Source organism: Cellulophaga baltica, assembly GCF_018861125.1.
Lineage (GTDB): Bacteria > Bacteroidota > Bacteroidia > Flavobacteriales > Flavobacteriaceae > Cellulophaga > Cellulophaga baltica_A.
Map to the genome: position 1 here is coordinate 158,849 of NZ_JAHKQN010000019.1, position 21,079 is coordinate 179,927.

Genomic DNA, 21,079 nt, shown 5'->3' on the forward strand with positions numbered 1-21,079 from the left:
TTTCATCCTTTTTTGTTTTAAAGATTTAGTACACTTAAAATTTAAGCATGATAATATTAAATTACTTTTTTAATATTTTTTAAAAGAACGGCATTAATTATATTAACATCAAATTTCTCTTCAGCTAATTGTCTACTTTTAATACCCATTTCTTTAAGCATTGATGGGTTTTTTAAAAATGCTTCCATGGCATCAACTAATGCTTTTTCATTTTTTGGGGGAATTAAAATTCCGTTTTCATTATTACCAACAATCGTTTCTTTGCAACCTGGTGTATTTGTTGTAATTAATGGAAGACCTACAGATGTAGCTTCTAAACATGATCTAGGAATACCTTCTCTGTAGTAAGTTGGTAAAACAAAAACATCATTTTTATATAAATGTTCTTCAACGTTATTTTGTCTACCATGGTAAACTATAACGTCTTTTTTTACAAGTTCATTAATCCTGTCAATTGAAATACCTGAAGGAGTATTGTCTGGTTCTCCGATAATATGAAATTCAGCATTCGTATAGGTACCTTTTAATTTTTCTGCAGCATTAACATACATGTCAATACCTTTTTCTTTAATTAAACGAGCAACAAACATAAATTTAATATTATCTGTCACTTTTTCATTAACTCTATAACGGTACTTGTCTAAACTAACACCTGAACCACCAATAAAGTCAACAGGTTTTGATTTAGCTATAATATTTTTATCTAGAAAAAGCTGATAATCATCTCTATTTTGAAAAATTACAGTATGGTTGGTTTTTAAAGCTTTTCTATATAATGTCTGGGTTACTTTTTGCAGTAATTTTGCTTTAGTAGAGGCACCGCTAAATGTATACCCTAACCCTGAAATCATAGAAATAACAGGTATGTTTAATTTAGCAGCAGCTATTGATCCATATATTACTGGTTTAATTGAATATGGAAATAGTAAATCAATTTCATTATCAATTAATATTTTCTTTATATTATTTATAGACTTTAAATCCATAAAAGGATTTAAACCTGTACGTTCAAGTTCAAAACCTGCAGTTTTAGCTCCTAATGAATTTAGTTTATTTTCAACTTCATCATCAATATCTGGTGCAGCACCAAATACTTCGTAGCCATTATCAACCAAATTTTTTATAAAATCGCCTCTAAAGTGAACTAGTGATTTAGGGTGTGAACCCATCACCATAATTTTTTTAATCTTCATGCTTGGTTGATTTTTTTTTAAAGTTTTTTTCAAAACTATTTTTTTTTATTAGTTAACTGTTATAGCTGTGTAGTTAATCGATTAATAGTCGAATTATATAGTTGTGTGGCCTTATTTAATTAAATCTAACATTTTTAAATTAAAAGTTTCAATAGTTCTATTTGAAAGAAAATTATCAAAAATTTGCCTTTTGTTTTTATTGTCTTCGTTTAAACACTTTAAGATACAATTTGACAATTCAGTTTCATTTTCAGGCTCACAAGTAAATATGCCTTCTATTTGATCTATATCTCCTGCACTAAGTGTCGCTACTATATTCGTATTCTGAGACATCATTTGTAGCAATACGTTAGGGAAGCCTTCAAGCCTTGAAGATAATATACAAGCTGTTGCATTATTAAAATAAGGATAAACATTATCAACAAAACCAGGTAGCGTTATTTTCTTTTGTAACTCTAATTCAACAATTAGGTTTTCTAAAGTTGCTCTTTCTTTACCTTCTCCTAATATTATTAATTTTAAATCAGGTTGTTCCTTCAAAATACTTTTAAAAGACTTTATAAGTATGTCAAAACCTTTCACAGGCATTAATCGGCCAGCAGCAACCAGATATTTGCCAGAAATAACTTCTGTATTATTATTTTTTGATTTTAAGGCTATATCTTCAAAGTTAATTGGGTTTGATAACACATGTACATTTAAATTATTAGCAAAGCCATTAAGGCCTTCTAATAAACCCTGTTTCATATAATTTGTTTGACAAATTACAAGTGAACTTTTTATATAACCTAAATGATAAAAAAAACGATATATTTTTAATTTAAAACCTGAAAATAATTTAAATATTGAATTTGATTCGCGAACAATAATTTTTGTTTTTTTGAAAAATTTGATTCTTTTAGCAAAACCTAAAACTCCATTTATTATGGTTTGTGATGTAAATGTATGGGTGTAATTTTTTGTGCCACTAAAAATAAAATATGGAATTAAAAAAAATATACTAATGAAGTAATTCGAAAAAGGAAAGTATGTAACTTTTGAATTTTCTTCAAATTCAGACCAACTATCACAAGTTTTTTTTGTTAAAATTATAATGTTAGCTGAGCCTTTATTTGCTTTAACAAATTTTGCTTGATTCATAATTATTTGTTCAGAACCTTGTAGCTTATCTGTGGGTAATATGAATAACCAATTTGTTTGCTGTAAATTCATAGTTTAAAATTACTTAGCTATTAATTCTGAAAATAATTCTTCGTATTGTTTTAGTATTTTTTCCTCTCCATACCTACTAACAACAGAATCTCTAACTTTATTTTTTTCAAAATTATTTTTAGCTAATGTCTCTTTTAAAAACTTAAAAAAATCATCTTTAGTATTTGCAATATATCCATTTATGCCTTTTTGTATTATTTCGTTGATTCCTCCTGGAGCATTAAAAGCAATTACAGGTGTGCCAACAGCGCAACTTTCAATTAAAACATTAGGGAAGCCTTCTAAATAGGAACCATGTATATATATATCGCTTTCTGCTAAGTATTTTTGTGGTTCACTAGTGAAAGAAACAAATTTTACTTTTTCAGTTAATCCAGATTCAATTACTTTTTTGTTTAATTCTTCTTTTAGTGGTCCGTCACCTATAATTGTGAATTCAAATGGTGTTTTTATTTTTTCTAAAACTTCTAAGAGTCTTAAGTGACCTTTTTGCTCCACCAATCTTCCAACAGTAACTAATTTAATAGCTGTTTTATCACTGTCCTCTTTTTTAAGTTTAAATTGACTAGTAACTGGATTATTAATTATTTTTAGTTTTTTTGTTGGGAAATTTAGATTTTTTATAAGATCATTTTTCATATCTGATGACTGACATACAATCATGTCTAAGAATTTTTTTTGCATAAAATCAGCAAACCAAAAACTCTTACCCTTTTTTTCTTTCCATCCTGTTCTTACGAAAGTTTCTCTACCAACAAACTTTATTTTTGGAAAAAGAACAGAAATTACAGCCATAAGTGTGTTCACATGTGCCAATGAACTAAAAACAACCTTTGGTTTTTCTTTCTTGAATAATTTTATTAGCTCTAATAATGAATCTCTGACCTTATTTTTTTCTAAAAAAATAATATCTACTTTATCTACAAGGTATGAGGCATTATTATTAAAACCAACAACAACAAGTGTAGGTTTAAACTTATTTTTGTCAATATTTTGAGCAATAAAAGACATCACACGTTCTGCTCCTCCAGCTCTTAAAGATGGGATGATAAAAAATATTTTTGGTTTCAAGTTATTTAAGGTGTTTTATTATTGTTTTAATGTCAAAATCTTTCAATTTTTTGGCGGGTACACCACCAATAACTGTATTTTCTTCTAAAAAAGATTTACCAACGCTTGCATTCGCAGCTATAGCGGTATTATTTGCTATTTTAATATCTCCATAAATTTTTGCCCCAGGTCCAATATAAACATTGTCTCCTATTTGTGGAGCTTCAGGTTTGCCACCTGATGCACCAATATTAACGCAAACATGTATACGACAATTTTTTCCAATTCGTGCTTTACTATTGACAACGATAGTTCCGTAATGAATAATTGCTAATCCAGGTCCAAAAACGTTTCTAGGTATTGAAAACCCTAACTTTAGTGATAGTTTTTGATACTTGTGTTTTAAATAATAAAAATAAAACTTTTGAAAAATGTTTTTATTAGTGTTCTGGTAGTATTCAGTAGTTCTTAATAGTTTTTGAAATTTCCAAATTAGATTAGGCTTTAGAAATAAAATTAGTCTATTTTTTAAAGAATCATTTTTAATTCCTTTAGCGTTTTTATCAGCCTCTATATATAATTTTAAGTCTTTTTTTGATTTTATCATAGCTCAATTTATAAATAGGGTTTGCTCTCATTATCTAAAACGTCTAAAATTCTTTCTTTGTAATTTTTAGATTTATTTAAGTCACTGTCAGAAATATAAGTTTCTAGTATTTTTTCACCATAACTTGAGTAATTTCCAATAATTTTTGCTGGGTTTCCGGCAACAATACTATTTGTAGGTACTGATTTTGTTACTACGCTACCTGCAGCAACAATAACATTATTATCAATAACTACACCCGGCATTATTATACTGTTTGAACCAATAAAAACATTATTTCCTATTTTCACTCTTCGATATAAATAACGTCTCCCTTTTTCATCATTAAATAACCATGTAGAACCATCGTGAGTGAGTAATTTTACACCAGAGGTTATGGTTACTTTATCACCCATTGATATCAACCAAGGTTCAGAACCAAATGATGTTATAAGTATTCTACAATTATCTCCTACTTTTACACCTTTGTACCTTGCGTAATTAACTCCGGATAATGTAATTATTTTATATTTTTCCTTAATTAATGAAAAGATTTTTTTCATACTCTTCTTTGTTTTGTTTAATATTATATTGGATCCACATTGATATAAACAATATATAATATAGAATAAAGTAATTGTGTGCAGCCATTAAAAATAATATAAGAGCAATGCTTTGCATTAAAATATTGGGTGCTATTTTAAAGTATCTTATGCCACTTATTAAAAAATTAATATAAAACAGTATAATAAAGAGGAAAGCAATAATACCCGCTTCACCAATAATTAATAAAAAGGTGTTGTGAGAACCTAAGGTCCATACACCACCTTTTTGGAATGCACCATATCCATTACCTAAAAAAGGTCTGTTTTCCACAGCATCATAAAAATGCGCCCAAGTTTCTGTTCTACTATCTTCATCAATATTATAATTTCTTGATGAATTTTGTTCACCAGTTATCGCTGCCTTTAATACTAAAAATCTTGGATTATCTAAGTTAAGCGCGTCGCCAAAAATGATTATCAATGTTAATATCCCAAAACCAATGGCAAAATATTTTATATTTTTTATGGAGTTGATTAATGATAATAAATTTACTAAAATTAGTATCACTATAAATGTTCTTGAAAAAGTTAAAATACCACAAACGACTGCAATTATTCTGCCAATATTTTTTAGTCTTTTATTTTTTACTGCATAAGATAAAGTGTAACATGATATGCAAATAAACCCTGCGGCATTAGGATTTAAGTACAATCCGCTGTATCTGCTATATCCACCTCCAAAAAATATTGCGTTTATTAATATACTTAATGCTCCAATTGACAAAAAAACATATAAGTCATTTGCTGTTGTTTTTTTTATAACTTCTGAACCGCATATAATTACTATAAAATATTTTATACATACCGTTAAAAAATCAGAAGTTTCACCTTGGTATATTTGTATACCACTAATAAGAAAATAGATTAATCCAATTGAAATCATCCATGCATTGGGTCTACCTGGCTTATTTAAAACATAAAATATAATAAGCAATAAAAAAGACAAATAGCTTAAGGCACTTCCGATACCTGAACCTAAAAATTGAAGAGAAGCTCCAGGTGCATTTAAAATAAAAATCGATAAAATTATATATTTTAAAATATTAAGCATTTCTAATTTTTTTATATTCTTTAATGGAAAAATTTAAATAAATGAATGGGCTTATTGAATAAACTATTGTTGTAGCTAAAACAATTCCATAAACACCATAAGACTTCATTAAAATATAATCTAAAATAACACTTAAAATTAAATTAAATAAAGAGATTTTAGCCATGAACTTATTCTTGTTAGTACTGGTTAAAAATTTGACAAGAACATTGCCACATAAATAAAAAGGAATGTATGCTAACAAAATCATTTGTATATTACTTACTTTATAAGTGTCAGAAGCTGTAAACTCATTTCTTTCAAATAATAATTTTACTATTGTAGGAGAAAAAATTATTAATAAAATAACAACCACTAAAGCCCCACTGAACAAATATTTTAATACTTTAAATAAATGTTCGTATGCTTTATTTATATCTTCATTAATTAATTTTGAAAAATGAGGCAATAAAACGTTTCCTAACCCTACCATTGAAAACCCTAAAATAAATGCAGGTATTTTTAAACCATAATTAATTGCTGCTACACTACCAATAACAAGCATTGCTGCAAAATATTGATCTACTACTGGAATTAAACCAGTCAATAAACTTGAAGATATTTTAAGAGGAAACTCTCTTAACATTGTAACAATATTTTTATTTTTAAAATCTATTTTACCTAGTGATAATGTTTTTTTGTAAAGGCAGATTGATAAAAGAAATATAAATGTTAAGATACTACCTATTAAGGTCGAAATAGCTAATACAAGATCATCATTAATTAGGTTATTATTAAATTTTAAAAAGAAAAGAATAGTTAATGGTATAAAAATAGGTCCAAATGATGAAAATTTGAATTCTCCTTTTATGTTTAATAAACCAGTTAGTAAAGACGAAAGCCCCCATATTAATATACAAGGTGAAATGTACCTAAATTGTTTTTTCACCAATGCATAATATTCATTTGTATGCCCAGGAATAAAATTTTCTAAATAGATATCCGTAAATGTAATTGCTATTATAAAAAATACTGTTGAACAAGCAAAAGTTATTAAAAAACTTGATGATTGAAAAGATTTGATACTTCCATTAGCTTTTTCATTAGCTATATAATTTGGAATAAATACGTTTGCAAATGAATTTAAGAAAACAGTTGAAATAAACCCAGGGATTATTGATGCTATTAAAAAAGTATCTATATAAATAGATAATCCAAATTCTGAAGCAACAACAGTTTCTTTAAAAAAACCTATAAATTTTATAAAAGAAGTAATTGATATTACAACTAATATATTTCTAATGACAGGTTTTTTTAGAAAGTCAATTATTTTGTTAATGTATTTTTTTAGCATTTATGAATTAAATTGACGTGTTGTTCAAACAATCTTTAATTAAAATTTCCCATTCAGAAGTAATTTTTGTTGCTTCAAAAGGTTTAGCTGCAATATGGGCTTTGCTACCAAAATCTTGGATTAAATTTTCATTTTGAATTAATTTAATTAATTTGTTTTCAAGTGCTTTTTGATCATCAATTTCAATTAAATATCCGTTTTCATTAGAATTTATCAATTCGCTAGGTCCTGTTGGGCAATTCGTGGATATTGGCGCAAGCCCCATGTACATAGCTTCGATAAGTACATTTGGAAACCCTTCAAATTTAGAGGTCATTACAAATATTTTAGATTTTTGATATAAGCCGACAACATTTTTAGTTTTGCCAATTAAACTAATTTTATCTGTCATACCTAAGTCATCGATCATTTTTTGGTATTTATCTCTTAGCTTTCCTTCGCCAGCAATTATAAGTTTCCAATCATTATTGTCAATATTACTAAATGCATTAATTAATAAATGTTGAGCTTTTTGCTCTGTCAACCTTCCAATATTTAATACAATATTTTCTTTAGTATTTTTTTGTAATGATTTTTCTGTAATTTCTTGTGATAAAGGATTGGCCAAAATAACAACATTGTTGGGTTCTAAGAGTTTATCAAAAAAAGATTTTATTTGCTCTGTTTGAACAACTAAATAATTAGCCTTTTTGTACAAAACATTTCTTAAAAAATTCCATTTCTTCTTTGGAGCATTTTCAATCTCAGGATTGTTTCGTTCACTAATAATACATGGTATTTTAGCTTTTCTACTTGCTAATATTGAAAGTATATTAGTGCTTGTTATAAATCCAATAACAATATCTATTTTTTCTTCTTTTAGATATGAAGATATTTTTTTATAAAAATAATAGTTGTTGGTTATGGACTCTATAGAATTTGAGCTAATTTTTTTTTCTTCTCTGCAAGAGAATATTTTAATTTTAGAGTTTAAATTATAAAAAGGTTTTTCTTTTACAAGCTGTATAATTGAAACTTCGTATCTCTCTATTAATTCATTTGATAAAGTTGATATTACCCTTTCAGCGCCACCTGCGGTTAACGATCCAACAACAAATGCAATTTTTTTCTTCATACTATTGGTTTGGTGTATTTGAAAATTCCCAAATTCTGTTCAAATGTAATTATTTTATATCTAAAGTTTAACAGATTTTGATAGGCGGATAAAATATACGTTGTAATGAATTTATTTAGTTTTGTATTTCATTCTAAAATGAAATAAACTAATTTCTATTTGCCTTCTTATGTCAAAACTTTTTAAAACGCTTTGTATTGTTTCTTTCACTTTAAAATCTGTTATAGTTTTTGGACAAGTAAAAAAGATGTCTGATTTTTATAAAGAAGGAGAAGATAAATCTATAACTATAAAAAGAGCTTTATTATCTAATTACGACTCTATAATTGTAGATAAGTCGTTATCGCCGTGGGAAGTAAGTCCAATAGTTATTGTTAAAGCATCTAATAAAGTTATTTTGTTTGAAAAAGGTGCTACAGTTCTAGCAAAAAATAATGCCTATCCTAAACTAGGAGATGCTATGATTGAACTAAAGAATTGTAAAGATTTAAGTTTTATAGGTGATAGTACTGTTTTAAAAATGAATAAAGAAGAATATGTTGAAGGGGAATGGAGGCATGTTATTAGTTTAAGGGGAAGTGAGGATATTAGTTTTAAAAATATGATTCTCAGAGATTCTGGTGGTGACGGTATTTATATTGCAGGAAGTAAAGAAAAAAAATTTTCTGAAAACATTTATATTGATAACGTTAATAGTGTAAATAATAAAAGGCAAGGTATGTCCATAATTAGTGCGAAGAATGTTTTTGTTTCAAACTCAAAATTTTCGGAAACTAAAGGAGCTTTACCTGAAGCAGGATTAGATATTGAACCTAATACTTCGGAAGACTTGGTTGTTAATATTAATTTTGAAAATTGCGAGTTTTACAATAATTACCATGCTGGAGTTAAATTAGCATTAGGGAAATTAAATGCTGAATCAACAAAAATTGCTGTTTTATTTACAAATTGTTTAATTGAAAATAATCACAATGAAAGTAATAGGTATGCTCCTGCAGAATTGGTTTTTGGGGCAGATAAAGATAGCCCTGTAAAAGGAAATGTTTTATTTGAAGATTGTTTAGTGAAAAACTCGCAATGGCCATTAATTTATAGTCGTAAAACTTCTAATGCTTATTCTGTTCATTTTAAAAATTGCTTTGTTGAAAATGTTGCGCAAAAAAAAGACATGCCAATAATAAGTTTTGAAGTTCCTGATTATAAAAATAAAACCAATTTTTTAGGTGGATATAAGTTTGAAGATTTGACTATAAAAACAAAAATGAATTCTCCAATTATTCAAATAAGAGGGTCTAAGTTAGGTACCTTAAAAGGGGTTGATAATCTTGTCGGAAATATTATACTTTTAAGCGAAAAAAATAATAAGTTGTATAATTATATTAACTATAGTTCGTTTTTAAATGAGAATGTAAATATTGACATTATTAGAAGAATTAATTAGAAATTATAGTTTTTTTCGTGTTAATTTTAACTCATTTGATTTTTTACATTGCAGTTCATCGAAAAAACTTAAAGTTGTGTATTGTTTTTATTTATTCTCACGTTATTGTTATCGATAAACGACAGATAATAACGATGAAAGGTATTGTCCCCATTTAATATCTTTTAAAATATACCTACTTATGAAATTTAGTTGCATAAAGATAATATGTCTATTTCTTATACTATCATCATGTTCTTCGGATGATTTATATCAATCTTTAATATTAGAAGAAGTCGAAGCAGTTGATGATGTAACTGACGTAGATGAAGAGACTGAAGAAGATCTTGAAGAAGTCATCGATATTGATTCAAAATCTACAGTTAGTTACCCAACAGATGGTATTAAAGTTTCAACATTTGGTTTTTCTGCTGATGATTCTACTGAAGCTTTTTTAGAAGCGGTTAATTCTGATTATGAAACCCTAATTATAGATAAACAAGATTCTGATTGGGTTTTACAACCTACCACTTTAGTTGATGTAAGTAATAAAAGAATTTATATAGAAGATGGAGTTGTTGTTAAGGCAAAAGAAAATTCGTTTACAGATTTGAGTGATGTTCTTTTGCAATTAAAAAATTGTTCAGACATCACTATTGATGGTTATGGAGCAACTTTTCAAATGAATAAAGATGAATATGATGAAGGAGAGTGGAGACATACGCTTTCAATTAAAGGGTCTGAAAATATCACTATTAGAGGTCTTGAATTAAATGATAGTGGGGGAGATGGTATATACATAGGACCAGGAACAGATACAGGTAGTTATTCTGAGAATATTCTTGTTGAAGATGTTACATGTACAAACCATAAAAGGCAGGGTATGTCGATTATTAGTGCTCAAGACGTTTGGGTGAAAAATAGCGTGTTTACTGAAACAAATGGAATTTTGCCAGAAGCAGGTTTAGATATTGAACCTAATAATTCAGAAGAAAGGTTGGTAAATATAAATTTTGAAAATTGTTCTTTTACTAATAATAATCATGCAGGTATTGTTTTGTCTTTAGGGCAAATGACAGAAAGCTCACTGCCTATTTCAATTAATTTTGAAAGTTGTGATACAAGTTATAATGCTTCAGAAGATAATGCCTATGTTGAGAGTGAAATTATTTTGACAGCTAGTAATGATAGTCCAGTAGGAGGAGAGGTTTATTTTAAAAACTTAACAGTAGACGGTAGTGATTGGTGCGCTGTTTATAGTAGAAAAAGAGCTGATGCATTTTATGCTACTTTTGAAGATTGTACTTTTAAAAATGTAAGTCAGGCTGGAACAAAATCTCCTATTTATTTAGAAACAGGAAGTTATTTTGATATAACAGAATCTCTTGGTGGATTTACTTTTGAAAACACTTATATTGAATACGATACTGATTTGCCATTTATGTGGATTAACGGCGCTGCATCTTTAACTTCTGTACAAGATATTACAGGTACTTTTACTGTTGATGAGCCTAATAATTATCCCGTAAATTATGTTAATTACGATTCTTTACTAAATATAAATGTCAGTATTGATGTTGATTATTTAGATTAAAAAAAAACTTCTGTGTTATTTAAGACTATTTATTTTAAGTTATATTGGATTCTTGAAAGAAGACCTCGTTTTATTAGATTTTAAGTTGAGAGGCGAAGAGCATACGATACCGTTCTGAAATATAATTTGATTAATATTTAATATGCTAATAAATATTAGGTTCGTAGAGTTATATTATAGAGAAAAGCTCTGTATTTAAATTTTTAATACAGAGCTTTTCAAGTTTTGTTTATTAAATTAATTACTACATCTTAATAAACTTTACACTTTCATTAATATTTGTTCCAACAGCATTAATTATATAGACTCCAGAATCTAAATATTGAAAGTCTAATTCTATATTACCATTATTTGCATTGTATAAATCTACATTTGTGGTTTTGATTAAAGTACCATTAGTGTTGTAGACATATAATTTAAATGCACTTTTATGTTCAAGTTCGAAATATAGTGTAGAAAAATCATAAGTAGGATTTTTACTTAAGTAAAGACTATTTACATAGTCATTATTAATAGTTTCGTTTTCTGGAGACCATAACGTATATCCTATAAGATTATTTATATCATATGTTAATGCTGTGCTATTTAAAGAACCGCCTTCACAATCTTCAATAGTAGCAATAAAAACCTCATTTGATGTTGCTTTTACAGAAAAGCCTGGTTCTAAAATTACTTTACCTTCTGATGCATATTTTACAATTCCGCTTGTATGATCAACAGTATTAGATGCCTCGGTTAAAGTTAAAGAATAAACACTTGTTGCGCTATCTTCATCAGATACGATATTTATTTCATCTGTACATTTATCATTATTTTCATCCTCATCGTCTTCATCAATTGGTAGTTCTGATACAATTTTATAAGACAGAGAAACATTTATAAATTTATTTATCTTTCCGTAGTAAATTGCATCATCATTTTTTAAATTATCATTTGCTATTGTAAAATCACCACTAATATTTTCTAATCCTTCTGTACTATACGCTCCTGAAAATTTAATAAATGGCTCAGAGTTATCATATGATAATTCTGTATTATTAAATGCTGTGTTTCCAAATGAGGGAGCGACAGCGTAATAATCAGTTGTTTGAAGTAAAAAAGGTGGCTCGTCTACTTCAGAACAAACATCTCTAAAAGTACAATCATTAAATGTTGTCATAAAAGCATCACTAGGTATTCTTGAATTTAATACTTTCTGTGTAGAGTTTTCAACAACCAAATTGTTAAATGTAATATTTCCATCCACAGGATTTAATGATGATGTACCTACACTTAACTTAATTTCACCAGCAGATTTTGAATTGTTATAAGAATTATTACTTAATGTACAATCATTAAATGTTATTGAAATGTCTTCAGAACTACTAGATAGGTTCCAAGTACTTATTTGAATACCATAATAATAGTTATCATAAAATATTGAGTTTTCAATAACAATATTTTTTAGCTTGTTCGAAGAATTATTAGGTTCAAAATTTATTCCACATCCTAAAATATTACTTTTAGTTCCAGATATAGAACAATTATCAATTGTAATATTTGTGCCTCCAATAATTGATATTCCGTCTCTAGATTGATTCGTAATAGTTAAATCTTCAAGTGTAATTCCATTAGTATCTCCATTCGTATCACCAATATATACGCCGTCACCACCACTTTCATCTATTGTCAAACCTTTAACAGAAATATTTGTACCATTAGTAATATTTAGACTGTTTCTCCATTGTCCATCAGGATCATAGGATTGATATTCATCTCTATCCATTTTAAAAGTGGCACCATAACCTATTATCTCAACATTTTCTGGACTTACAAGTTGAAATAGTTGAGCATTACTAGAATTATAATAACCTGATTTTGCTTTTAAAACTACACCGCTTTCAAAGATGATAACTTTGTTGCTAACGTAATTAACTCGTATAGGGCTAACAATCCAATCGGTAGATTGTTTATCAATTATTATGGTGTCATATGATGATTGTAATGCACTTATTATAACTTCAGAGTTGTCCGAACTGTTGAACCCGTAACGTGAAGCATCAATTTCAGTGGCACAAAGTGTTGTGATATTGAGTAATATTAATAAAAATACCCATATATTTTTATTATAATTTATTTTAATCATAAAGTGGGGATTTATATTGTTAGTTTTTAGAATTTGCTTCTAATGATTCAATTTTTTTGTTTAAATCAATAATGTAAAGTGTAAGCTCTTCTATTTTTTGTAACAATTTAGCATCCATTTCTCCTAAGGGAATACCGTCAGTACCAATTTCTTTAGCGCTAGGTATATCTTTTAAATGACCATATTCATTAATATGTGTTTCTACATCTTTTAACGTAGGTAATTGGTAGTCATTTTCAAATACAAAGTCAGACCAACCACTACCTTCTACAATTACTTCTCGAGAACCAATTGAACCTTCAACAGCAAGAGTGTGGTTGCCAGTTTCATCTGTTCCAATTCCAACTTTTCCATCATCATTAATGGTCATCCTATCAATTGCACCTCCCTTAGTTGTTGAAGTTTTAAATATTATTTTTGCGCCAGAAGAATTATTGTTTTCAATAGCAATTTCACCTCTAGTATAGCTATCATTTGAAACACCTAATCTTATGTTTCTTTCGTAGTAATTTTCAGATACGAGATAAACACCATGGGTTTTCTCTGAAACGTTGCCTTCAGTGCCTAATGTCGATTCTATTTGAGGTGTAATTTGGCTAAACCCACTTAATGCAGAAAAAGTAAGAAAAATAGTTGTTAGTGTAGTAATTTTCATTTCATCTAATTTATTGTTCGTTTCGTCGATTTTTATAATTGCGAAAATATACAATGTTTATATGTTTAATACTTTTTTTTTGTTATAAATTTTCAATTTTATACAATAGTTATTAAAAAAAAAAGCCTCTAAATTTACATTTAGAGGCTTTCTATTTTTGTTTTATTTAATTATGATTTTCCAATTTGAAAATATTCAAATCCTTTACTAATTAATAATTCTTCATTATATTGATTTCTACCATCAAATATGATTGAATTTTTCATTTGAGATTTTAACTCTTCAAAATCAGGTGATCTAAATTCTTTCCATTCTGTTAATAAAACCATTGCATCAGCGTCTTTTAAGGTTTCATATTTAGAATTGTAATAAGTTACATTAGGTACATCTTTTAAGTAAAAATGTTGAGCTTCATCCATTGCTTTTGGATCATATGCATGAACTTCTGCACCATGTTCAACTAGCTTTTTAATAATATAGATAGCAGGTGCTTCTCTCATATCATCAGTTTCAGGCTTAAATGCTAATCCCCAAACTGCAATTTTTTTACCTTTTAAGTCATTTCCAAATTTGCTCAAAATTTTATTTGCAATAACAAGTTTTTGTTTGTCATTAACATCTTCTACAGCACCAATCAGTTGAGCATTGTAACCATTTTCTTGTGCTGTTTTTTTAAGAGCTTTAACATCTTTAGGGAAGCAAGAACCACCGTAACCACTACCAGGGTATATAAAGCTATATCCGATTCTACTATCAGAACCTATACCGATTCTTACTTTATTTACGTCTGCACCAACAAGTTCACAAATATTTGCAATTTCATTCATAAATGAAATTTTAGTAGCAAGCATAGCATTTGCTACATATTTTGTCATTTCTGCAGATCTTACGTCCATTGTTATAAGTCTATTGCTAGTACTTCTAAAAAATGGAGTATAAAGATTTGTCATTTTTTTAGAGGCTTCTTCGTTGTCAGAACCAACAACTACTCTGTCAGGCTTCATAAAGTCATTAATAGCATCTCCTTCTTTTAAAAATTCAGGATTTGACACAACATGAAATTCAATAGAAACATTACGCTTTTCAAGTTCTTTTTCAATAGTTGCTTTAACTTTGTCAGCTGTTCCGACCGGTACTGTAGATTTATCAACAACAACAAGTGGCGTTGTCATATTTTCTCCAATTTCTTTAGCAACCTGCAAAACATATTTTAAATCTGCAGAACCATCATCACCCATTGGAGTTCCAACAGCTATAAAAGCGATATCACACTTATCTAAATTTTCAGAAAGTTTAGTGCTGAAACTTAATGTTTTATTTGATACATTTCTTTTAACCATAGCTTCTAAGCCCGGTTCGTAAATTGGAATAATTCCCTGATCTAAATTGTCAATTTTGTTTTTGTCAACATCAATACAAGTTACATTGTTTCCCATTTCAGCAAAACAAGTACCACTTACCAATCCAACGTATCCTGTTCCTATTACAGTTAAATTCATTTTTTAATTATTTAAAGGGTATTTATTTATTATAATATTTTTTGTACCAAGTTATAAAATTTTTGACTCCTTCATTTATTGGAGTATTTGGACTATAATTATAATCTTTTATAAGACTATCAACGTTAGCCCATGTTTTTTCAACATCACCGGCTTGCATTGGCATTAACGTTTTTTTAGCCGTAATATTTAGATTTTCTTCTATTGACTTAATAAAATCTAGCAATTTAACGGAATTATTATTACCAATATTATAAACTCTATATAAATCTTTTCTTTCTTCTAAATTTTTATTAATTATTCTAACAATACCTTCGGTTATATCATCAATGTAGGTGAAATCTCTTTCCATATTACCTTCATTGAAAACCTTAATAGGTTTGTTGTTAAGCATTGCATCCGTAAAAAGAAACATGGCCATGTCTGGTCTTCCCCATGGTCCGTAAACAGTAAAGAACCTCAATCCAGTTGTAGGAAATTTATATAAATGACTATACGTATGAGCCATTAATTCATTGCTTTTTTTCGTGGCTGCATATAAACTAGCAGGAGTGTCGACATTATCAGAGGTGCTAAAAGGTATTTTCGAATTTAAACCATAAACACTTGAGCTACTAGCGTAAAGTAGATGTTTAACATCGTTATTTCTACAACCTTCCAATATATTTAAAAACCCAGTTACATTGCTATCAATGTAAGCTTCTGGGTTTTCTAAGCTATATCTAACACCAGCCTGTGCAGCTAAATTACAAACAATATCAAATTTTTCTTTTTTGAAAAACAAAGGTACATTGTCTCTATCTTCTAAGTTTAATCTTATAAATTCAAATGATGATGTACTACTTTTTGCCTTTTTGTTATATAATTCAGCATCTTCTTTTGCTACACCTAATTCTTTTAGTCTATCAAATTTAAGGTTAACATCATAATAATCATTAATATTATCTAACCCTATTACTTTGTTTCCTTGTTCTATAAGCTTTTTAGATACGTAAAAACCAATAAATCCAGCTGCGCCAGTAATTAATATTTTCATTTATTTTTTCTTAAAATTAATTATAATTTTTTAATACTCTTATTAGTTTCAGTTGTAATATTTTTAATATCATATATAACAGTGTTATTTTTTTTAAATTGAGATAAATCTAAATCTTTAAATTTGTTATGTGCCACTGCTATAACTACAGCATCGTATTTTTTTTTAGGAATCTCGTCTAATAAATTAATATTGTATTCTTTAAATGTTTCAGAATTTGATGCTAAATAATCGTAAACATCAACGTTTATTTCATATTCTTTCAAATAATTAATAAGGTCAATTACTTTGGTGTTTCTAATATCAGGACAATTTTCCTTAAAGCTCAATCCTAGCATTAAAACATTTGAGTTTTTGATTAAAATATTATTTTTAATCATTAGCTTAATTATTTCAGAGCCAATATAAGTACTCATGCTATCATTAATTCTTCGTCCTGCCAAAATTATTTCTGGATGATGACCCAATTCTTCTGCTTTTTGTGCTAGATAATAAGGGTCTACACCAATACAATGTCCTCCTACCAAACCTGGTCTAAAATCTAGAAAATTCCATTTAGTTCTTGCAGTTTTTAAAACTTCATTAGTATCAATATTTAATAAATTAAAAATTTTAGATAGTTCATTGACAAAAGCAATATTAATATCTCGTTGTGAATTTTCAATCACTTTTGCTGCTTCAGCAACTTTAATTGATGAGGCTAAGTATGTGCCAGCAGTGATTACTGACTTGTATAAATTATCAATTTCTAATGCTGCTTTTTGTGAAGATCCTGAAGTAACTTTTAATATTTTATCTACGGTGTGTGTTTTGTCTCCTGGATTTATTCTTTCAGGTGAATAACCTACATAAAAATCAACATTCAATTTTAAGCCTGTGTTCTTTTCTATTATTGGGACGCATTCTTCTTCTGTGACACCAGGATATACGGTTGATTCGTATATAATATAGTCACCTTTGTTAACAAGCTTAGATACTAACTGAGTAGCCTTATAGAGTTTTGATAAGTCTGGTTTTTTATTATGATCTATTGGTGTTGGTACAGTTATGATATAATAATTACAATCTTTTAGCTCGTTAATGTTACTAGTGCAAAATAAACCTCTAAAATCAGAAGGGTTTTTAGTCAAAACATATTCTAAGTCTTCTGAGTTAATTTCATTTGTTAAATCAATACCTTTGTTTAACTGCGCTATTCTAGTTGGGTTGATATCGTAACCTACAACCATATATTTCAAAGAAAAAAGTCTGCCCAATGGTAAACCGACATATCCTAAACCAATAATTCCTATTTTTATTTCTTCCATTTAAGGTGAGTTTTAGCTTAAAACTCTAAATTATAAAGATTTTTAACTTTTTATTTTTATTGGCTTTTCAACACGCAAATTAATAAATAATAACTTTTAAAATAAAATTTAATCCTTAATATGCTTAAATATCACGCTTAATAGTAATTAAGGTCTTTAGCCGATGAATTTTTTAGTTTAGACGAAATAAACTCTTTTAATACTATAATTAGGAAAATGTTATATAGTTTTACTTTAGAAAATTTCTCAAACAATGTCAAAAAACAATAAAATGTGGCTTTCTTCTCCACATATGGGAGGTGATGAACTTTCATATGTAAATGAAGCATTTGATACAAATTGGATAGCTCCTTTGGGTCCTAATGTTAATATGTTTGAGAAAGAAATTAGTAGTTTTATTGGCAATGGAATCAACGTAGTTGCTTTAAATTCAGGAACTAGTGCGATTCATTTAGGGTTAAAAATGTTAGGAGTTGAAAAAAATGATATTGTTTTATGTCAAAGTTTTACATTTTCAGCTTCAGCAAATCCTATTCATTATTTAGGAGCAATACCGGTTTTTATTGATAGTGAAAAAGAAACATGGAATATTGATCCGGAATTAGCTGAGCAAGCTATTGTTGAATATATAGAAAAAGGGCAAAAACCAAAGGCTATAATTGCAGTTTGTTTATATGGAATGCCATATAATAGTGAAAAGCTCAATTCTATATCAGAAAAATATGATATTCCAATATTAGAAGATAGCGCTGAAGCTCTGGGAAGTTCATATAAAGGTAATATGTGTGGTAGTTTTGGGGATATTGGTGTACTGTCTTTCAATGGGAATAAAATTATAACAACATCAGGCGGAGGAGCTTTATTGACCAAAAGTAAAAGTGTTAGCGATAAAGTTCTGTATATGGCTACACAGGCAAAAGATGAAGAAGTTCATTATCAGCATTCAGAAATTGGTTATAATTATCGAATGAGTAATGTTCTAGCTGGAATTGGTATAGGGCAAATGAATGTTATTGAAGATAGAGTTGAATCAAGAAGAAGGAATTATGATTTTTATAAAAAATCATTAAGTCATTTAAAAGATATAACTTTTTTAGATGAACCTAAAGATTATTATTCTAATCGTTGGTTAACATGTATTTTAACAAATTCATTTAAAAAAAGAGAGGAAATTAGAGAAGCATTATTAATTGAGAATATAGAATCTAGGCCTTTATGGAAACCGATGCATTTACAACCTGTCTTTTCTGAAAGTGATTCTTATACGAATGGAGTTTCAGATGATTTATTTGATAAAGGCTTGTGTTTACCTAGTGGTTCTAATTTATCAAAAACAGATTTGCAAAGGGTAATAAACTGCATAATTAAAATTTGTAAATAAATGTTGAAAAAATATATAATTGATAAATCAGTTAAATATGCATCACAATGGCTAGTATTAATTATAGATGTAATTATTGTTTGCTTTTCATTTTTGTTGTCTTATATAATTTTATTTAATCTTACTTTAGGTTTTGATCTCCATAAGTTATTTATACAATTACCTATTGTTTCAGGGTTATCGTTAATTTCTTTTTTAATAATTGGATCTTATAAAGGTGTGGTTAGACATACAGGTGTAAGAGATGTATATAATATTTTTAATGCAATATGTCTCTTTAGTATATTTATGATACTTATAGTAGTTGGCAATAGAAAGTTAAACTTTATGGATGACTTTACTATCCCATTGACAATAATTATAATTCATAGCTTATTAAGCTTTATAGGGTTAACTTCTTCAAGATATTTTTTCAAAGCTTTTTTTGACACTTATATAATTGCAGGTTCTAAATACGTCAAAAACGTTATAATTTATGGAGCAGGGGACTCTGGAATTATTTCGCATAACGCACTTACAAATAGCACGAAAAATAAGGTGAAAGTAACAGGCTATTTTGATGATGATAAGAAGAAGATTGGTAAATTAATTAATGGCGTAGAGGTATATGATGGAAAAAAAATATCTGAGAGTTTTCTTCTTAAACATGACATTTCAGAAATAATATTTTCTATTCAAAATATTAGTAATAGTAAATTAAGAGAATTAGTAGAAGGGTTGGTTGATTATCCTGTACTAGTTAAAATTGTACCTCCAGTAGAAGATTGGATTAATGGAGAATTGAAAGATTTTCAAATAAAACAAATACAAATTGAAGATTTACTTAACCGAGACACAATTAATATTGAAAACTCAAAAATAGGAGAAGAACTTAAAAATAAAGTAATATTAGTTTCAGGAGGAGCAGGTTCAATTGGAAGTGAGTTAGTTCGACAAATATGTACTTACGATTATAAATCTCTGATCGTTGTAGATCAGGCTGAATCTGCTTTATATGATTTGCAGCAAGAATTAAAACAAAATGGATTTCATAATTTTATTCCTATTGTAGGCGATATTAGAGATAAACAAAGAATGAATGCCATATTCGAAGAATATTCTTTCAATATTGTATTTCATGCGGCTGCATATAAGCACGTTCCGTTAATGGAAAATAACACTTATGAGGCGGTAAAAATAAACGTTTCCGGAACAAAAAATTTAGCAGATTTATCAGGTGATTTTAAAGTTGATAAATTTATATTTATTTCGACTGACAAGGCTGTAAATCCTACAAATGTAATGGGAGCAACGAAGAGGGTTGCGGAAATGTATATTAGTTGTGCGGAAAACATGTATGATACTAAATTTATCACTACTCGTTTTGGAAATGTAATTGGATCGAATGGATCAGTAATACCTTTATTTAAAAAACAAATTGATCAAGGAGGGCCACTTACATTAACACATAAGGATGTAACACGTTATTTTATGACAATACCTGAAGCCTCTCAATTAGTTTTGGAAGCTGGTGCAATGGGTAATGGAGGCGAAATTTTTATATTTGATATGGGGGAATCTATAAAAATTTATGACTTAGCTAAGAATATGATTAAATTATCAGGCTTGCGTTATCCAGAGGATATTGATATTAATGTAGTGGGTTTAAGGCCGGGAGAAAAATTATATGAAGAATTGTTAGCAACTGGTGAAAATACTTTACCTACATATCATAAAAAAATTATGATTAGTAAAATTAGAGAGTTAGATATTGTAGCTACTAAAACGAAAATCGAGGAATTGTGCTTGAGTAATATGTATTTAGAGGACAATACACTTAATTTAATTAAAAATATAGTTCCAGAATATAAATCAAAAAACTCTTACATTTGTGATGATAAAGTAGAGTCAAATAATTTACCTTCAAAAGTTATATAAA

General features: G+C 28.1%; 17 protein-coding genes. 4 read left to right on the forward strand and 13 right to left on the reverse strand.

The features are described from left to right. Positions 1-56: 56 nt before the first annotated feature. The 8 genes from KO500_RS09840 to KO500_RS09875 form a co-directional block, all read right to left on the reverse strand. Entirely contained in the window at positions 57-1,193 is a 1,137-nt protein-coding gene (locus KO500_RS09840) for a glycosyltransferase family 4 protein (protein ID WP_215956371.1), read from the reverse strand. A 111-nt stretch (positions 1,194-1,304) separates the two neighbouring features. Beyond that, positions 1,305-2,405, reverse strand: a complete 1,101-nt coding sequence (locus KO500_RS09845) for a glycosyltransferase (protein WP_215956372.1) — start codon at positions 2,403-2,405, stop codon at positions 1,305-1,307. A gap of 9 nt (positions 2,406-2,414) precedes the next feature. After that, complete coding sequence (locus KO500_RS09850) at positions 2,415-3,476, reverse strand: glycosyltransferase (protein WP_215956373.1); 1,062 nt, start codon at positions 3,474-3,476, stop codon at positions 2,415-2,417. Between the two features lies 1 nt (position 3,477). Beyond that, entirely contained in the window at positions 3,478-4,062 is a 585-nt protein-coding gene (locus tag KO500_RS09855; RefSeq protein ID WP_215956374.1) for a serine O-acetyltransferase, read from the reverse strand. 8 nt (positions 4,063-4,070) lie between these two features. After that, positions 4,071-4,604: an acyltransferase gene (locus KO500_RS17495; RefSeq protein WP_215956375.1), complete on the reverse strand. Its 534-nt coding sequence runs from the start codon at positions 4,602-4,604 to the stop codon at positions 4,071-4,073. Further along, positions 4,579-5,697 carry an O-antigen ligase family protein gene (locus KO500_RS09865; RefSeq protein WP_215956376.1) on the reverse strand — a complete coding sequence of 373 codons (1,119 nt, stop codon included), beginning with the start codon at positions 5,695-5,697 and terminating at the stop codon, positions 4,579-4,581. The genes KO500_RS17495 and KO500_RS09865 overlap by 26 nt, the downstream gene beginning before the upstream one ends. Continuing rightward, positions 5,690-7,030 (reverse strand): murein biosynthesis integral membrane protein MurJ, encoded by a 1,341-nt coding sequence (murJ, locus tag KO500_RS09870; protein WP_215956377.1) that lies wholly within the window; start codon positions 7,028-7,030, stop codon positions 5,690-5,692. Before murJ ends, KO500_RS09865 begins: the two co-directional genes overlap by 8 nt. Positions 7,031-7,037: 7 nt before the next feature. Further along, the gene (locus KO500_RS09875; protein WP_215956378.1) at positions 7,038-8,144 is read right to left on the reverse strand and encodes a glycosyltransferase family 4 protein; all 1,107 of its coding nucleotides are present in this window, start codon (positions 8,142-8,144) and stop codon (positions 7,038-7,040) included. 169 nt (positions 8,145-8,313) lie between these two features. Here KO500_RS09875 and KO500_RS09880 point away from each other — a divergent pair, with 169 nt between their 5' ends. Together KO500_RS09880 and KO500_RS09885 are read left to right on the forward strand one after the other, a co-directional pair. Continuing rightward, positions 8,314-9,585 (forward strand): right-handed parallel beta-helix repeat-containing protein, encoded by a 1,272-nt coding sequence (locus tag KO500_RS09880; protein WP_215956379.1) that lies wholly within the window; start codon positions 8,314-8,316, stop codon positions 9,583-9,585. 181 nt (positions 9,586-9,766) lie between these two features. After that, positions 9,767-11,158, forward strand: a complete 1,392-nt coding sequence (locus tag KO500_RS09885; protein WP_215956380.1) for a right-handed parallel beta-helix repeat-containing protein — start codon at positions 9,767-9,769, stop codon at positions 11,156-11,158. A gap of 244 nt (positions 11,159-11,402) precedes the next feature. Here KO500_RS09885 and KO500_RS09890 read toward each other — a convergent pair whose 3' ends face one another. The 5 genes from KO500_RS09890 to KO500_RS09910 all read right to left on the reverse strand — a co-directional run bounded on the left by KO500_RS09890 (position 11,403) and on the right by KO500_RS09910 (position 17,780). Continuing rightward, positions 11,403-13,283 carry a right-handed parallel beta-helix repeat-containing protein gene (locus KO500_RS09890; RefSeq protein ID WP_215956381.1) on the reverse strand — a complete coding sequence of 627 codons (1,881 nt, stop codon included), beginning with the start codon at positions 13,281-13,283 and terminating at the stop codon, positions 11,403-11,405. Between the two features lie 19 nt (positions 13,284-13,302). Further along, positions 13,303-13,938, reverse strand: coding sequence for a hypothetical protein (locus KO500_RS09895; RefSeq protein ID WP_215956382.1), 636 nt, complete (start codon positions 13,936-13,938; stop codon positions 13,303-13,305). Between the two features lie 170 nt (positions 13,939-14,108). After that, complete coding sequence (locus KO500_RS09900) at positions 14,109-15,437, reverse strand: UDP-glucose dehydrogenase family protein (RefSeq protein ID WP_215956383.1); 1,329 nt, start codon at positions 15,435-15,437, stop codon at positions 14,109-14,111. Between the two features lie 22 nt (positions 15,438-15,459). Continuing rightward, entirely contained in the window at positions 15,460-16,473 is a 1,014-nt protein-coding gene (locus KO500_RS09905) for an NAD-dependent epimerase (protein ID WP_215956384.1), read from the reverse strand. A 20-nt stretch (positions 16,474-16,493) separates the two neighbouring features. Next, positions 16,494-17,780: a nucleotide sugar dehydrogenase gene (locus KO500_RS09910; RefSeq protein WP_215956385.1), complete on the reverse strand. Its 1,287-nt coding sequence runs from the start codon at positions 17,778-17,780 to the stop codon at positions 16,494-16,496. A 253-nt stretch (positions 17,781-18,033) separates the two neighbouring features. On the opposite strand from KO500_RS09910, the gene KO500_RS09915 reads away from it, so the two are divergent. Beyond that, complete coding sequence (locus tag KO500_RS09915) at positions 18,034-19,161, forward strand: DegT/DnrJ/EryC1/StrS family aminotransferase (RefSeq protein WP_215956386.1); 1,128 nt, start codon at positions 18,034-18,036, stop codon at positions 19,159-19,161. Beyond that, the gene (locus KO500_RS09920) at positions 19,162-21,078 is read left to right on the forward strand and encodes a polysaccharide biosynthesis protein (RefSeq protein ID WP_215956387.1); all 1,917 of its coding nucleotides are present in this window, start codon (positions 19,162-19,164) and stop codon (positions 21,076-21,078) included. The last annotated feature ends 1 nt before the right edge of the window (position 21,079 follow it).

What these genes read in the sequence shown, in the direction of transcription:
- KO500_RS09875 (WP_215956378.1), bottom strand. Translation starts at nt 8,144, where the DNA reads ATGAAGAAAAAAATTGCATTTGTTGTTGGATCGTTAACCGCAGGTGGC.
- KO500_RS09880 (WP_215956379.1), top strand. Translation starts at nt 8,314, where the DNA reads ATGTCAAAACTTTTTAAAACGCTTTGTATTGTTTCTTTCACTTTAAAA.
- KO500_RS09905 (WP_215956384.1), bottom strand. Translation starts at nt 16,473, where the DNA reads ATGAAAATATTAATTACTGGCGCAGCTGGATTTATTGGTTTTTACGTA.
- KO500_RS09840 (WP_215956371.1), bottom strand. Translation starts at nt 1,193, where the DNA reads ATGAAGATTAAAAAAATTATGGTGATGGGTTCACACCCTAAATCACTA.
- murJ (WP_215956377.1), bottom strand. Translation starts at nt 7,030, where the DNA reads ATGCTAAAAAAATACATTAACAAAATAATTGACTTTCTAAAAAAACCT.
- KO500_RS09885 (WP_215956380.1), top strand. Translation starts at nt 9,767, where the DNA reads ATGAAATTTAGTTGCATAAAGATAATATGTCTATTTCTTATACTATCA.
- KO500_RS09845 (WP_215956372.1), bottom strand. Translation starts at nt 2,405, where the DNA reads ATGAATTTACAGCAAACAAATTGGTTATTCATATTACCCACAGATAAG.
- KO500_RS17495 (WP_215956375.1), bottom strand. Translation starts at nt 4,604, where the DNA reads ATGAAAAAAATCTTTTCATTAATTAAGGAAAAATATAAAATAATTACA.
- KO500_RS09865 (WP_215956376.1), bottom strand. Translation starts at nt 5,697, where the DNA reads ATGCTTAATATTTTAAAATATATAATTTTATCGATTTTTATTTTAAAT.
- KO500_RS09920 (WP_215956387.1), top strand. Translation starts at nt 19,162, where the DNA reads ATGTTGAAAAAATATATAATTGATAAATCAGTTAAATATGCATCACAA.
- KO500_RS09895 (WP_215956382.1), bottom strand. Translation starts at nt 13,938, where the DNA reads ATGAAAATTACTACACTAACAACTATTTTTCTTACTTTTTCTGCATTA.
- KO500_RS09900 (WP_215956383.1), bottom strand. Translation starts at nt 15,437, where the DNA reads ATGAATTTAACTGTAATAGGAACAGGATACGTTGGATTGGTAAGTGGT.
- KO500_RS09915 (WP_215956386.1), top strand. Translation starts at nt 18,034, where the DNA reads ATGTCAAAAAACAATAAAATGTGGCTTTCTTCTCCACATATGGGAGGT.
- KO500_RS09855 (WP_215956374.1), bottom strand. Translation starts at nt 4,062, where the DNA reads ATGATAAAATCAAAAAAAGACTTAAAATTATATATAGAGGCTGATAAA.
- KO500_RS09910 (WP_215956385.1), bottom strand. Translation starts at nt 17,780, where the DNA reads ATGGAAGAAATAAAAATAGGAATTATTGGTTTAGGATATGTCGGTTTA.
- KO500_RS09890 (WP_215956381.1), bottom strand. Translation starts at nt 13,283, where the DNA reads ATGATTAAAATAAATTATAATAAAAATATATGGGTATTTTTATTAATA.